At 65.3% G+C, this 14,410-nt stretch carries 12 protein-coding genes; 8 read left to right on the forward strand and 4 right to left on the reverse strand.

Annotation, left to right across the window (positions count from 1 at the left end; all coding sequences use genetic code 11):
- Positions 1-91 precede the first annotated feature (91 nt).
- From KCG88_RS02165 to KCG88_RS02200, 8 genes are all read left to right on the forward strand, one after another.
- Positions 92-1,738, forward strand: a complete 1,647-nt coding sequence (locus KCG88_RS02165; RefSeq protein ID WP_210711627.1) for a phospholipase D-like domain-containing protein — start codon at positions 92-94, stop codon at positions 1,736-1,738.
- Positions 1,739-1,822: 84 nt separating this feature from the next.
- Complete coding sequence (locus KCG88_RS02170; RefSeq protein ID WP_047287688.1) at positions 1,823-2,725, forward strand: LysR family transcriptional regulator; 903 nt, start codon at positions 1,823-1,825, stop codon at positions 2,723-2,725.
- Positions 2,726-2,886: 161 nt separating this feature from the next.
- A complete protein-coding gene (locus KCG88_RS02175) occupies positions 2,887-3,999 on the forward strand; it encodes a tartrate dehydrogenase (RefSeq protein ID WP_210711628.1) in 1,113 nt (370 codons plus the stop codon).
- 5 nt (positions 4,000-4,004) lie between these two features.
- On the forward strand, positions 4,005-5,453 hold the full coding sequence (locus KCG88_RS02180) for an aldehyde dehydrogenase family protein (protein ID WP_210711629.1): 1,449 nt from the start codon (positions 4,005-4,007) through the stop codon (positions 5,451-5,453).
- Positions 5,454-5,501: 48 nt separating this feature from the next.
- The gene (locus KCG88_RS02185; RefSeq protein WP_210711630.1) at positions 5,502-6,260 is read left to right on the forward strand and encodes an SDR family oxidoreductase; all 759 of its coding nucleotides are present in this window, start codon (positions 5,502-5,504) and stop codon (positions 6,258-6,260) included.
- Positions 6,261-6,452: 192 nt separating this feature from the next.
- Positions 6,453-7,427, forward strand: coding sequence for a cyclase family protein (locus KCG88_RS02190; RefSeq protein WP_047287681.1), 975 nt, complete (start codon positions 6,453-6,455; stop codon positions 7,425-7,427).
- Positions 7,428-7,508: 81 nt separating this feature from the next.
- Positions 7,509-8,021: a hypothetical protein gene (locus KCG88_RS02195; protein ID WP_047337179.1), complete on the forward strand. Its 513-nt coding sequence runs from the start codon at positions 7,509-7,511 to the stop codon at positions 8,019-8,021.
- Between the two features lie 109 nt (positions 8,022-8,130).
- Complete coding sequence (locus KCG88_RS02200; RefSeq protein ID WP_047287678.1) at positions 8,131-9,306, forward strand: acetyl-CoA acetyltransferase; 1,176 nt, start codon at positions 8,131-8,133, stop codon at positions 9,304-9,306.
- Positions 9,307-9,309: 3 nt separating this feature from the next.
- On the opposite strand, the gene KCG88_RS02205 is transcribed toward KCG88_RS02200, so the two are convergent.
- From KCG88_RS02205 to KCG88_RS02220, 4 genes are all read right to left on the reverse strand, one after another.
- Positions 9,310-10,470 carry a hypothetical protein gene (locus tag KCG88_RS02205; protein WP_210711631.1) on the reverse strand — a complete coding sequence of 387 codons (1,161 nt, stop codon included), beginning with the start codon at positions 10,468-10,470 and terminating at the stop codon, positions 9,310-9,312.
- 117 nt (positions 10,471-10,587) lie between these two features.
- Positions 10,588-12,003 (reverse strand): amino acid permease, encoded by a 1,416-nt coding sequence (locus tag KCG88_RS02210; RefSeq protein ID WP_047287674.1) that lies wholly within the window; start codon positions 12,001-12,003, stop codon positions 10,588-10,590.
- A 158-nt stretch (positions 12,004-12,161) separates the two neighbouring features.
- Entirely contained in the window at positions 12,162-13,223 is a 1,062-nt protein-coding gene (locus tag KCG88_RS02215; RefSeq protein ID WP_047287672.1) for an ornithine cyclodeaminase, read from the reverse strand.
- 58 nt (positions 13,224-13,281) lie between these two features.
- On the reverse strand, positions 13,282-14,310 hold the full coding sequence (locus KCG88_RS02220; protein WP_199521989.1) for a histone deacetylase family protein: 1,029 nt from the start codon (positions 14,308-14,310) through the stop codon (positions 13,282-13,284).
- Positions 14,311-14,410: the final 100 nt, after the last annotated feature.

Raw genomic sequence — 14,410 nt, forward strand, 5'->3', positions numbered from 1 at the left:
CGCCGGCAAGCCGGCTCCTACAGGGATTTGCCTTGGCATGCCGGAGCGGGAAGCGGCTACGCTTTGCGCTGTCTTTCACAGGAGTGACTTCATGCGGGTACTGGTGCGTAACGACAAGGACGATTTCCGGGTCAAGGCCTACGCCGGAACCAACGGGGTGCTGCTGGCCATGGACCTGGACGCTTCGCGGCGCCAGGGCCTGCTGGGGTTCGCCATCGAGAAGCAGACTGGCAGCAAGCCCTGGCTGTTTCTGTTCAACAGCCTGACCTTCCCCGGCAAGGCCCATACCTTCCCCCAATACAACGCCACCCCCAGCGATCAGGCGCCCCTGCAGAAATTCCGCTGGGCCGACTACGCGGTCAACCCCGGGGCCACTCTCAACTATCGGGTCCATCTGGTGTACGGCAGCAGCGATGCGCCGCAGTTGGGCGAGTCCCTGCAGTTGAGCATCACCGCCGACAACGGCCAGCCTCCCGGCCAGCGGGTGATCTTCAACCGTGCAGTGGCTGCCAGCCAGGCGTTCTCACGCAAGTTTCCCGAGCTGGACGCGCTGCTCAGCGCCAACAAGAACCTGCCCATCGAAGACTGGCCGGATGCGCCCCGCCAGTGGCTGGAAAACGGCCTGCTGGAGGAACTGCTGGGGTTCATTCAGCGCGCCACGGACGCCAGCTGGAGCCTGGACATCGCCATCTACGAGTACCAGTTGCAAGCGATCATCGATGCCGTCAACGCGGCCTTCGACCGCGGCGTACAGGTGCGGGTGCTGTACCACGCCGCCCCCGGTGATGCCGACACCACGATGAACCAGGCCAGCCTGCAACACCTGCCGCAGGACTGTAAACGCGGGCGGGTGACCCACGCGATCTTCCACGACAAGTTCATCGTTCTCGGTCGTCTCGACGCCAACGGCCAGCGCCAGCCGCAATCGGTTCTGTGCGGCAGCACCAACTTCACCGCCAACGGCGTCTACCGCCAGGCCAACGTGCTGCACAGCCTCGACCACGTGGACATCGCCACGCGCTACCTGGAAGTATTCGAGCAGGTCTGGGCGACGCCGGCGGATGTCGGCGCCACGCGCACCTGGCTGACCCGGAACAACCCCATGCAGCCGCAGGCGTCGCTGTTCGCCGGGTTTTCCCCGCGCAGCGGCCAGGGCGACCTCGCGGAGTTCGTCGATATCATCAACAGCGCCCGCCGCGACCTGCTGTTCGTCACCGCCTTCGCCTTGCCCGACAGCATTCTCGATGCCTTGCTCGGCCAGCCCCACGACGACGTGCTGCGCTACGGCCTGCAGAACACCGCCAGCCGCATCACCGGTTTTCACGCCGACCGCACGGCCGAGTTCGCCGCCACCGCCTTGCTCAACAATGGCCTGGAGGGCTGGCTCAAGGAGGGGCTCAAAGGCCAGAAGGGCAACCTGCTGGTGCACACCAAGGCCATCGTCACCGACTTCACCAGCGAGGCGCCGGTGATCATCAGCGGCAGTCACAACCTCAGCGTCGGCGCGAGCCAGAGCAATGACGAGAACTTCCTGATCATCCGCGGCGATATCGACCTGGCGGACCGCTACGGCCTGGAGCTGCTGCGCTTCTACGAGCACTACCGGTTCCGCTACTTCGCCAGGCAATTGGCCCTCAAGCAGGTCCAGCCCCTGGCGGTGGACGACAGCTGGAGCAACGCCTACTACCTGGAAGGGGATCTGCGCCAGCTGTCGCGGCTGCGTTTTTCCGGGCGTTGACCGGGGCTGCGAGCAGCCGCCACAAGGTTGGACAGGGGGCGCCCGACTGGGTAGTTTTCACCGACCGCGCACAAGGACCCTGCCATGGCCCCGGACCTGACTTCCATCGAGCTGTTTCTCAAGGCCCTGACCCTGGGCAACCTGTCCCGCGCGGCGGAGCAGTCGCACCTGTCGCTGTCCGCCGCCAGCCGGCGCCTGTCGCTCCTGGAGCAGCACTTCAAGGTGACGCTGCTGATCCGTACTTCCACCGGGGTGCAGCCCACGGCGGCGGGGTTGGCTCTGGCCGAGCACGCGCGAAGCCTGCTGCGGGCGGTGGATGTGATGCACGCCGACCTGGCCGACTTCGCCAAGGGCGCCACCGGCCGGGTCAGCCTGTATGCCAACAGCTCGGCCATGAGCCAGGAACTGCCCCGGCAATTGACCCAGTGGAGCGACCTGCACCCGGGCATCCGCGTGGACATCCGCGAAGAGCGCAGCCGCGAGATCCTCCTCGCGGTGCGTGACGGCGTGGCCGATGTGGGCATCGTCACCACCCGGCCACGGGGCCAGGACCTGCATTTCATCCCTTATTGCCGCGACCGCCTGTGCCTGATCGTGCCCCAGGACCACCCGTTCAAGATGAGCCACGCACGCTTTCAGGACTTGCTGGGCTATGACTTCGTCGGCCTGGAGGACAACGCCGCGATCACTCCTCTGATCAGCGAGGCGGCTGCGGCGGTGAGCATGCCCCTGCGCCTGCGGGTGCAGGTGCGCAGCTTCGAGGCCGTATGCCGGCTGATCGCCGCCGGGCAGGGCGTCGGGGTGCTGCCCCAGGGCGCGGTGCAGATCTTTCGCAAGGAGATGGCCTTGCGTTTTATCGAAATCGACGACTCCTGGGCCGACCGCCAGATGTACCTCTGCCGGCGCCAGGAACAGCCGTCCCTGGCCAGCCGCGAGCTGTTCGACTACCTGGCCGGTTGCGAGCAGGCCGCGGCAGCTGCGGGCTAACCGCCGGTCATAGCAGGACTCTTCCTTCCTGCCTTCGAATTTTGCGAAGGCGGTTTCCATAATGAGCAATTCCCCTGGGCGCTTCCCCGTGCCCAGAATGGGCTCGCCCGTGCGCTTGACCTGCCTCCATAACAACAACACGTCAGACCAGGAGAGACGGCTTGTCCAGGATCAATCCCGCTGTAAAACCTCCCCATCGCATCGCGGTGATCGCCGGTGACGGCATCGGCCGCGAAGTGGTCCCCGAAGGCTTGCGCGTACTGGAAGCCGTCAGCCGGCGCTTCGGCATCGCCTTGCAGTTCGACCACTTCAACTGGTGCAGCGAGCACTACCAGGCCCACGGCAGCATGATGCCCGCCGACTGGGCGCAGCAGATCGGTGGCCACGAGGCGATCTTCTTCGGCGCCGTGGGCGCGCCGGACATCGTGCCCGACCATATTGCGGTGTGGGATTCGCTGCTGAAGATCCGCCGCCAGTTCGACCAGTACGTGAACATCCGCCCAGTGCGGCTGATGCCCGGGGTGCCGTGCCCGCTGGCCGGGCGGGCGCCCGGGGACATCGATTTCATCGTGGTGCGGGAAAATACCGAGGGCGAGTATTCCAGCGTCGGCGGGCGCATGTGGGAGGGCACCCCGCGGGAGATCGCCCTTCAGGAGTCGGTGTTCTCCCGCCATGGTGTGGACCGGGTGGTGAACTACGCCTTCGAACTCGCCAGCCGCCGGCCCCGGCGCAACCTGGTGGCGGCCACCAAGTCCAACGGCATCGCCATCACCATGCCGTTCTGGGACGAGCGGGTGGAGCAGATCGCCAAGGCCTATCCCCAGGTCGACACGCGCAAGTTCCACATCGACATTCTCTGCGCGCACTTCGTCCAGCACCCGGACTGGTTCGATGTGGTGGTGGCCTCCAATCTGTTCGGCGACATCCTTTCCGACCTGGGCCCGGCCTGCACCGGCACCATCGGCATTGCGCCCTCGGCCAACCTCAACCCGGAGCGCCTGTACCCCTCGCTGTTCGAGCCGGTGCATGGTTCGGCGCCGGATATCGCCGGTCTCGGCGTGGCCAATCCCATCGGCCAGATCTGGTCGGCGGCGCTGATGATCGAACACCTGGGGCAGGGCGATGAGCTTTACCAGCGGGCCGCGGCGGCGATTGTCGAAAGCATCGAGACGGTGCTCGCCGAAGGCCCGCGCACCCGGGAAATGGGCGGCATTGCCAGCACCGTGGACGTCGGGCGGGCGATTGCCGAGTGTCTGGCAGGCAACAGGAGCTGATGAAAATGACCCTCGAACACTACATCGACAACCAATGGCAAGCCTCGTCCTGGGCCGAGAACATTCCGGTGCAGGACCCCAGCACCGGCATCAGTTACGCGCGAATCGCCCGTGGCACCGCCGAGGACATCGACCTGGCGGTGCAGGCCGCGCAACGGGCCCTGGGGGACATTTTCGACGGCCCCTGGGGCAGCCTCTCGGCCCTGGAGCGCGGGCGCCTGCTGGCGCGCCTGAGTCATGCAGTGCTGGAGCACCACGAAGAGCTGGCGCAGATCGAAGCCCGGGACACCGGCAAGGCGCTGAAGGTGGCCCGTGCCGATGCCACCGCCCTGGCGCGCTATTTCGAGTACTACGCCGGGGCCGCCGACAAGCTCCACGGCGAGACCTTGCCCTATCAGGTCGGCTACACCGTGCTCACGGTGCGCGAGCCCCATGGCGTTACCGGGCACATCATTCCCTGGAACTACCCGATGCAGATCTTCGGCCGCAGCGTCGGCGCCGCTTTGGCGGCGGGCAATGCCTGCGTGGTCAAGCCTGCCGAGGACGCCAGCCTGTCGCTGCTGCGGCTGGCGGAGCTGGCGGCCCAGGTCGGCTTCCCGGCGGGCAGCCTGAATGTGGTCAGCGGCTATGGCCACGAAGCCGGTGCTGCGTTGTGCGCCCATCCTGGCGTCGCGCATATCTCGTTCACCGGTTCAACCGGCACCGGCGCCCTGGTGGCCAAGGCCGCCGCCGAACGGCATTGCCCGGTAACCCTGGAGCTGGGCGGCAAGTCGCCGCAGATCGTCTTCGCCGATGCCGATGTGGAGCGGGCACTACCTGTGCTGATCAACGCCATCGTGCAGAACTGCGGCCAGACCTGTTCCGCCGGCAGCCGCCTGCTGGTGCAGCGCAGCCTCTATGAACCGCTGCTGGAACGCCTGGCCCAGTGCTTTGGCCAACTGCGCGCCGGGCCCTCGGAGCTGGACCTGGACATGGGCCCGCTGATCAAGCAGAAACAGCTGCGCCAGGTTCGCGAGTTCGTCCGCGAGGCCGAGGCTGCCGGCATCCCGGTGGCGGCCCGTGGGCAGGTGGTGGCCGAGGCCGGCAGCGGCGGCTACTTCCACGAAGCGGTGCTGTTTCGCGATGTGCCGCCAGACAGTCGCCTGGCCCGGGAGGAAGTGTTCGGCCCGGTGCTGGCGGTGATGCCCTTCGAGGACGAGGCCGAGGCCATCCGCCTGGCCAACGACAGCGCCTTCGGCCTGGTGGCCGGGGTCTGGACCCGGGACGGTGCGCGCCAGCTGCGCATGGCCCACAAGCTGCGCTGCGGCCAGGTGTTCATCAACAACTACGGCGCCGGTGGCGGCGTCGAACTGCCCTTCGGCGGGGTCAAGGCCAGTGGTTATGGCCGCGAGAAGGGCTTCGAGGCCCTGCTGGGTTTTACCGCCTTGAAGACCATCGCCATTCGTCACGACTGAAGGCCGCCACTACGGCGGCCAATAACAACAAAAACAGGAGTCACTAGTATGCGTCTAGCCCATAAAACTGCCATCGTCACCGGCGCCGGTTCCGGCTTTGGTGAAGGCATCGCCAAGACCTTCGCCCAGCAGGGCGCCCGGGTTGTAATCGCCGACATGAACGCCACGGGCGGCCAGCGGGTGGCGCAGGAAATCCGCGATGCCGGCGGCCAGGCCCACTTCATCGAGGTCAACGTGGCCCAGGACGCCAGCGTTGCCGCGCTGCTGCGCAACACCCTGGAGCAATACGGCGGCCTGGACATCGTGGTCAACAACGCCGGCACCACCCACCGCAACCGGCCGATGCTGGAAGTGGACGAGGCCGAGTTCGACCGGGTGTTCGCGGTCAACGTCAAAAGCATCTACCTCAGCGCCAAGCACTTCGTGCCGCATTTCCGTGGCCAGGGTGGCGGGGTGTTCATCAACATCGCCTCCACGGCGGCGATCCGGCCGCGTCCGGGGCTGGTCTGGTACAACGGCAGCAAGGGCGCGGTGGTGGTGATGAGCAAGACCATGGCCGCCGAGCTGGGGCCGGACAACATCCGCGTCAACTGCGTCAACCCGGTGGTGGGCGCCACGGCCCTGCTCAGCGAGTTCATGGGGGTGCCGGACACCCCGGAAAACCGCCAGAAATTCATGGCCACCATTCCCCTGGGGCGCTTCTCCACCCCCCAGGATGTGGCCAACGCCTGCCTGTACCTGGCCTCTGACGAGGCGGCCTTCATCACCGGCACCTGTCTGGAAGTGGATGGTGGACGTTGCGTCTGATGATCTGTAAAACCCTCCAGGCCAGAGCCCCCGGTGCGCGTAATCCGCGCTTCGTTTAGCCGCTGTCGCAGGCTGCGAACGGCCCGCAGGGCCGCAAGGCCCCAGGGGGCGCCGGGGCCTGATGGTTGATCGCCCAGGCAAGGCCACGCGGGCATTCGCCCGTTTCAACCCAATCAATGGAGTGCATTCGACATGTGTGGGATCGATAACGACAAGAACCAGCCCAATACCCGGCAACTGCTTGAAGGCCTGCCCAAGAACTGGGGCAAGTGGGGCCCGGACGACGAAGTCGGTGCCCTCAACTACCTGCAGCAGGCCGAGGTGCTGCGCGGTGTCGCCGCGGTGCGCCAGGGCAAGACCTTCACCCTGCAGGTGCAGATCGGCCACCCCGGCGGCGACCCGATGTGGCCGGCGCGCAACCCGTCGATGCGTTTCAATACCCTGGACCGCAGCCACTATCAGGCCGGCAAGCAGCCCTCCATGACCGGTGGCGCCGAGTACTGCGACGACGTGATCTTCATGCAGCTGCAGGGCTCGACCCAGTACGACGCCTTGGGCCATGCCTGGTACGACAACCAGCTGTGGAACGGTTACGACGCCAGCAGCACCGTCGGCGGCATGGCCAAGGCCAGCGTGCTGCCGATTGCCGAGCGCGGCGTGGTGGGCCGTGCGGTGCTGATCGACATGGCCCGGCACCGCGGCAAGAAGTACCTGGGGCGCGGCGAGACCTTCAATCACCTGGACCTGCTGGCCGCCGCCAAGGCCCAGGGCGTGGCCATCGAGAAGCGCGACATCCTCATCATCCGCACCGGTTCCATGGGCGCCTTCTACGAGTACGGCAAGACCGAGTTCTTCAAGGACCTGGTGGAACCCGGGTTGACCTACAGCCGGGAACTGGTGGACTGGTTCAACCAGATGGAGATCCCCAATCTGGTCACCGACACCATCGCCAACGAGGTGATCACCGACCCGGTGTCCGGGGTGCAGATTCCCCTGCATTGCGCGCTGATGCGCAACCTGGGGATCGCCTTCACCGAGATCGTGCTGCTTGAAGAACTGGCCGAGGATTGCGCCGCCGATGGCCAGTGGACCTTCCTCTACACCGCCGCGCCGCTGAAGATCGTCGGCGGCAGCGGGGCACCGGTGAACCCCATCGTCATCAAGTAACCGGCGCTTGCTGGTGGAGAGGCGGGCGCAGGGTTTATCCTGCGCCCCCTCACCAAGACCGATAGGGATCATCGACCGATCATGCATGACGATTCGCACTCGCCGGACTGCAGCTGCTGCCTGGATCATGCCAGTGCCCATCAGGGTGTGCTCGATACCCTGGAATTGATGGCCGGCCACCCCGAGGCCAGTGAAGACGACATCGTCCAACTGCTGCAGGAGCGTGGCTACTCGGCCATCGCCGCAGAAAAACTCAACGTCTTCGTGCCGTCGGCCTTCTCCTGGATAGTGCTCAAGCGCCTGGGGGTGGAGCACTTGCCCAATCACTTCATCGCCCTGGATGAGGCGGGCCAGGAGGTCCGGATTCCAGTGGCCGGCCAGCACTATTTCACCGCCGCGCTGACCCTGGCCTACAACACCTTTGAAAACGGCTGGAGCGAGGTGCTGCCGCGCAAGACCTACGAAATGGTTGCTGGCCGCAGCGCTGAAATGGCCATGGCCAACGAGGCGCTGTATGCCGGGGAATCTTTGCAGGGCTCCACGCTGGAACCCTTGCAACTGCTGCGCCTGGATGCCCAGGCCGCGCTGACCTGAGCACCTGGCGCAACACTACCTACACTGATGGGCAGTCACCCCGGCCGAGGGCCCTTGCGCACGCAGGCCGCTGGCCGGGACCACCCGCCTTCAGTACAGGAGAACCCCCATGGACCATGAATCCGTTTGCATCGTCGCGGCGGCCCACACCCGCTTTGGCCGTCTCGATGGCAGCCTGGAAGACCTGGTTGTCCAGGTCACCCGCGACGTGCTGGTGGACGCCGCCATTGACGCCGGGGCGATCGATGCGCTGTTTCTCGGCCAGTTCAACTCCGGGCTGGTACCTGATGGTTTTCCCGCGTCCCTGATGCTCCAGGCCGACCCGCAGTTGCGCTTCAAGCCGGCCACCCGCTGCGAAAACGCCTGTGCTTCCGGCTCGGCGGCGATCCAGGCCGGGATCAACGCGATCCGCAGCGGCGCCGCCGAACTGGTGCTGGTGGTGGGCGCGGAAAAGATGACCGCCAACAGCACCGCCGAGGTCACCCGGGCCCTGGCCGGGGCCGGCTACCAGAACGACCCGCAAGAGGCCGGCCTGAGCTTTGCCCAACTGTTCGGCAAAGTGGCCCAGCGCTACACCGAGCGCTACCAGAGCCCCCTGGCTGCCATGGCGGCGATTGCCGTGAAGAACCACGCCAACGCCATGGCCAACCCCCTGGCGCAGATGCATCGGGCCATGGATTTTGCCCACTGCAACAGCGTCTCGCCCGGCAACCCGCTGATCGCCGAGCCCCTGCGCCTGACCGACTGTTCGCTGATCAGCGACGGCGCGGCGGCGATCCTCCTCGCGTCGCCGCGCCGGGCTCGGGAGTTCCGCCGTGAAGTGGCGATCCGCGCCCTGAGCCAGGTGAACGACTTCCTGCCCATGGCGCGCCGCGACGTGCTGGCCTTCGAAGGCCCGCAACTGGCGATCCAGGGCGCCTTGCACGAGGCCGGCCTGGGCCTGGACGACCTGGCGTTCGCCGAAGTCCACGACTGCTTCACCATCGCCGAACTGCTGATCTACGAAGCCATGGGCCTGGCGCCCAAGGGTGAAGGCCATCGAGCCCTGGACGAAGGCTGGGTGAATGCCGACGGACGCCTGCCGGTGAACCTCTCCGGCGGCCTCAAGGCCAAGGGGCATCCGGTGGGCGCCACCGGTGTGTCGATGCATGCCCTGGGCTTTCGCCAGTTGACCGGCGAGCCCATTGGCCTTGCCGCGCGCTCGCCGGAGTTCGGCCTGTTGTTCAACATGGGCGGCATGGCGGTGGCCAACTACGCCTCGGTGTTGCAGGCCGTCAGGGTGTAAGCGTCAGGAACCCTGCGGCTTCCAGCATGTCGCAGGGGGCGCCAGGCTGGCACAGGCCGGTTGAGAGATGTACAGCGGGCCTGGTGGTTTGCGGCTCACTGCGCTGTTGCGGGTCTTGATGCAGTGGCGGGTATAGGTATGCATCTGGTTGAGCCGCAAGTTGCGTAGCCCCCTGGGACAGATCAACAGCGTTTCACCGAAAGAGAACAGCTGAAAACCCTGGACCTCCACGTGGCGCTGCGAGGTCAGGCGGGTATTCCACATCAGCGGGTCCAGGTCATTCAGTTCGAGATCGTCCAGCAGGACGAAGCGTTCGATTCCATCCTGGCGCACATCCAGCCCCCCGGCCGCCTTGTAGGTGATCTGGCTCATGGTCCCGGGCAGTACAAACAGAAACGCCAGGGCAATCATTACCACCGACAGGACTGAATACAGGAGCCGTTTGTAGAGGCTTCCGATCTTGCGGTAGAAAATCACCACTGGCAGCAACGTCAGGACCAGTATCAGCAGCGTCAACACTGCGACGTAGTGTGGAGAGTTACTGCTCACTTCGTTCACGTAGGCATTGAGTATCACCAGGATGGGGATAATAGCCACGCAGAACGTGCCCAGCAGACAGATCATCAACACCACTAGAAAGTCAGTTTTGTCTCTGGTGGGCGTCAGGTTTTCTTCGATCAGCTGTTTGAATCCAGGGCGTGATAGCAGGCCTCCGCAACTGAGCAGAAACAGCGCCAACAGCACAAGCAGGGATTGCCACTCCGGCAGCCAGCCAGGATCGTAGTAAATGATAAAGACATATCCCGAGAATCCCACCAGGAACGGAGGGGTCAGCCACACCACTACATCCTTCAGGCGCCCCGGGGTTCTGTGAAACAGGCTGGTGGATATCCCGAACAGCAGGGAGGTGACGGTCAGCAGAAACAGAAACGCGCTCATGAGCACCAGCACTATGACCAGCCAGATCATCAGCGCCGACTTTGCATCGATCGAAGCCATGAACAGGTCGGTGCGGCCAATCGCCCGGGTGTACATGTACAGGCTGATCAACCCCAACCCGACGGCGCTCAAGCCCATGACCGTGCCGATCTGGCTCCAATAGGTCAGCACGCGCTTGAAATTCTTCCTTAACACCTCTTCAAAGGTGGGGCCTGCGACTTGCATGTGAGCACTCCCTGGCTACGTTGATGGCGCGCGAGTAGACCAAGACCGCAGGGGGGGTGTCGATGTTTTTACGTTTTGAGCCGCAGCCGGGAGTGCCATCCCTGGCACTGTTGCGCTTCATCGCGGGTACGCGGCCGCCTGGCCATGAACCCGCCCCTTGCGCCCGGCCGTCAGGCGATAGGCGATGCCCAGCCAGATAAACCACGCCGGCATCACGCACAGCGCCAGGCGGGTGTCCGGGCGCAGGGCCAGCAGGCACAGGACAAACAGCAGGAAGGCCAGGGCAAACCAGGCCATGGGCACGCCGCCGGGCATCTTGTAGCGCGAGCGGGCGTGCAGTTGCGGGTGCTTTTTGCAGTAGGCGATGTAGGACGCGAGGATGGTCGACCAGGTGAAGATCACCAGGATCGCCGACACCGTGGACACCAGGGTGAAGGCGGTCATCACCTCGGGAACCACGTACAGCAGCAACACCCCCAGCAGCATCAGCAGGGTGGTGAAGCTCAGGCTGATGACCGGCACGCTCTGGCCCGACAGGCGCTTGAACAGGCGCGGCGCATTGCCCTGGTCGGCGAGGCCGAAGAGCATGCGGCTGGCCGAGAACACGCCGCTGTTGGCCGAGGAAGCGGCGGAGGTCAGCACCACGAAGTTGACGATGCCCGCCGCCGCCGGGAAGCCGGCAATCAGGAACAGCTCGACGAACGGGCTCTTGTTCGGCGACACCTGCTGCCAGGAGGTCACGGCGATGATGCAGGCCAGGGCCAGCACATAGAACAGGATGATCCGCAGCGGTATGGCGTTGATGGCCTTGGGCAGGGTGCTGTGAGGGTCGCGGGTTTCCGCGGCGGCGGTGCCGATCAGCTCGGTGCCGGCGAAGGAGAAGATCGCCATCTGGAACCCGGCGAAGAAGCCCAGCAGGCCGTGGGGAAAGGCCGCTTGCCGGTCCAGCAGGTGGCCCAGCGAGGCGGTCACGCCCGAGGGCGAGACGAACGAACTGGCGATCAGCACCAGGCTGACGCCGATCAGGGTGAGCACCGCGATGATCTTGATGATGGCGAACCAGAACTCCACTTCACCGAACAGCCGGACCGTGAGTACGTTGAGGGCGAACAGCGTCAGCATCATGCTGACCGCGGGCATCCAGGCCGGCACCCCGGGGAACCAGTACTGGAAGAAACCGCCCACCACCACGGCGTCGCCCACCACCGCCACGCTCCAGCTCAGCCAGTAGGACCAGCCGAGAAAAAACGCCGCGCGTGGCCCCAGGTAGGCGCCGGCAAAGTCGGCGAAGCTCTTGAATTGCAGGTTCGACAGCAGCAGCTCGCCCATGGCGCGCATCACCAGGTACACGAACAGGCCGATGATCATGTAGATCAGGATGATCGAGGTGCCGGACATGGCGATGATCTTGCCCGAGCCCATGAACAGCCCGGTGCCGATGGCGCCGCCCATGGCCATGAGCTGGATATGACGGTTATGCAGGGTGCGTTGCAGCACGGGGTGCGCAGGGGCCCCGAGGGTATCTGGAGTCATCACAAAACCTCTTGATTTTATAGTTGTCGAGTTTTGGCAGTGCAGGGTGGCTGGGGCTGCGCGCTGTGGTTGTAGGTCGGGGTGGCGCAACCGGTTCGGGTGGGGCCGCTGCACAGGGGCACGGGGCGTTTTCCCGTGCATCGGCCTGGAGTATTGCCTCAGCCGCTGGCCAGGCGGCGCGGGGCGCCTGTGGCGGCGTCGGTGCCCTGGTCGATCAATTGGTACAGGTCCTTGATGTCGGCCGGGGTCGGCACCAGGTGGATCTGCTCGCCAATGCCGTGTTCGCGCGCCTGGTCGTGCAGGTAGCGCAGGGACGAGAAGTCCTCCAGGGCAAAGCCCACCGAGTCGAACACCGTGACCTGCCGGGCATGCTCGCGGCCCGGTTCCAGGCCCTGGGCGATGCGGAAGTATTCGGTCACCGCAAAGTCCGCCGGCAACTGCTGGATATCACCCTCGATGCGCGTTTGCGGCTCGAACTCGACGATCACCCGGGCATTGCGCAGGATCTCTGCGTGCAGTTCGGTCTTGCCCGGGCAGTCGCCGCCCACCGCATTGAGGTGCATGCCGGGCTCGATCAGCTCCGGGGTGAGGATGGTGGCGTAGGCCTTGTCCGCGGTCACCGTGGTGACGATGTCGGCGCCCTTGACCGCATCGGCCACCGACTCGGCGATGCGCACCTTCAGGCCCGGCCAGGCTTGCAGGTTGTGCTTGAGCTTGCGGGAGGCGGCCGGGTCGATGTCGAAGATCCGCAGCTCGTCGATGCCGAGCATGTCGTGGAAGGCGATGGCCTGGAACTCGCTCTGGGCGCCATTGCCGATCAGCGCCATGGTTCGGCTGTCGGGGCGCGCCAGGGCACGGGCCACCAGGGCCGAGGTGGCGGCGGTGCGCACCGCGGTGGTCAGGGTCAGTTCGCTGAGCAGCACCGGGTAGCCGCTGTCCACCTCGGCCAGCACGCCGAAGGCCATGACCGTCAGTAACTGCCGGGCCGGATTGCCAGGGTGGCCGTTGACGTACTTGAAGGCGTACTGCTGGCCATCGTCGGCGGGCATCAGTTCGATGACTCCGGTGGGCGAGTGGTTGGCGGTGCGCGGGGACTTTTCGAAGGCTTGCCAGCGCAGGTAGTCGGCCTGGATATAACCGGCCATTTCACGGATCGCCCTGGCGACACCCAGGCGCTTGTACAGCGCTGCTGCCTGATCCACATCGATAAACAAGGTCATGGTGATTTCCCTCTCGGTCGGAACGTTGAACACTGCGGGGGAGCGCGCCTGGCGCGCGCTAGCGGTTGGCATGGCCGTGCAGCACATTGACCGCATTGATGCCGATCTCATCCACCATGTAGCCGCCTTCCATCACGAACAGCGTCGGCACGCCCACCGTGGCGATGATCTGGCCCATGCCGAGAAAGTCTTCGCTTTCCAGGAGGAAGTGGCTGATGGGATCGTCCTTGAAGGTGTCCACCCCGAGGGACACCACCAGCAGCTCCGGCGCGAACGCCCGCAGTTGCTGGCAGGCGTGCACCAGGGCCTCGCGGTAGCGCTCCCAGGTGGTGCCCCGGGGCAGCGGGAGGTTCAGGTTGTAGCCTTCGCCGGCCCCGCTGCCGCGCTCGCTGGCATGGCCCGAGAAGTAGGGGTAGGACACGGCCGGGTCACCGTGCAGCGAGACGAAGAGCACGTCGCCACGGTCATAGAAAATGTTCTGGGTGCCGTTGCCGTGGTGGAAGTCCACGTCCAGCACCGCCACCCGCCTGGCGCCCCGGGTGATGGCGTGCTGCGCGGCGATGGCGGCGTTGTTCAGGTAGCAGTAGCCGCCCATGTATTCCCGTGCGGCGTGATGCCCCGGCGGGCGGCACAGGGCGAAGGCGCTGTCCTGGCCTTCATCGATCAGGGCCAGGGCGGTGAGCGCGATATCGGCGCTGGTGCGCACCGCATCCCAGGTGGTGGCGGTGATCGGCGAGCCGGCGTCCATGGCGAAGAAACCCAGCTTGCCGTCGATGAATTCGGGCACCCGCTGGTTGGCCAGGTCGCGCACCGGCCACACCAGGGGCAAAGCGTCGTGGCTGCGGCCGGTGGCGGTCCATTCACTCCAGGCGTTTTCCAGGAAGCTGACGTAACGTTCGCTGTGGGCGGCCACATAGCAGGCGCGGTCGAAGCGCCGCGGGCCGATGATCTCGCCAAGCCCCACGTGGCGCACCCGGTCTCGCACCGTGTCGGCGCGGCTGGGTTGCTCGAAGGAGGGCTTGAGCACGCCATCCTTCAATTCGGTGCCATGGTGCAGGCGATGGGATTCGCTGAAGACGGTAAGCATGCTGAACGCATCCATTGTTATTGTCCGGTGCAAATAGTTTGTTCCGGCATGGCTGCTAATTCTTTGCTTTTTGTTCGGATGAAATTAGAGTTTTGGGTAA

Source organism: Pseudomonas sp. MWU349 (assembly GCF_017947325.1).
Taxonomy (GTDB): domain Bacteria; phylum Pseudomonadota; class Gammaproteobacteria; order Pseudomonadales; family Pseudomonadaceae; genus Aquipseudomonas; species Aquipseudomonas protegens.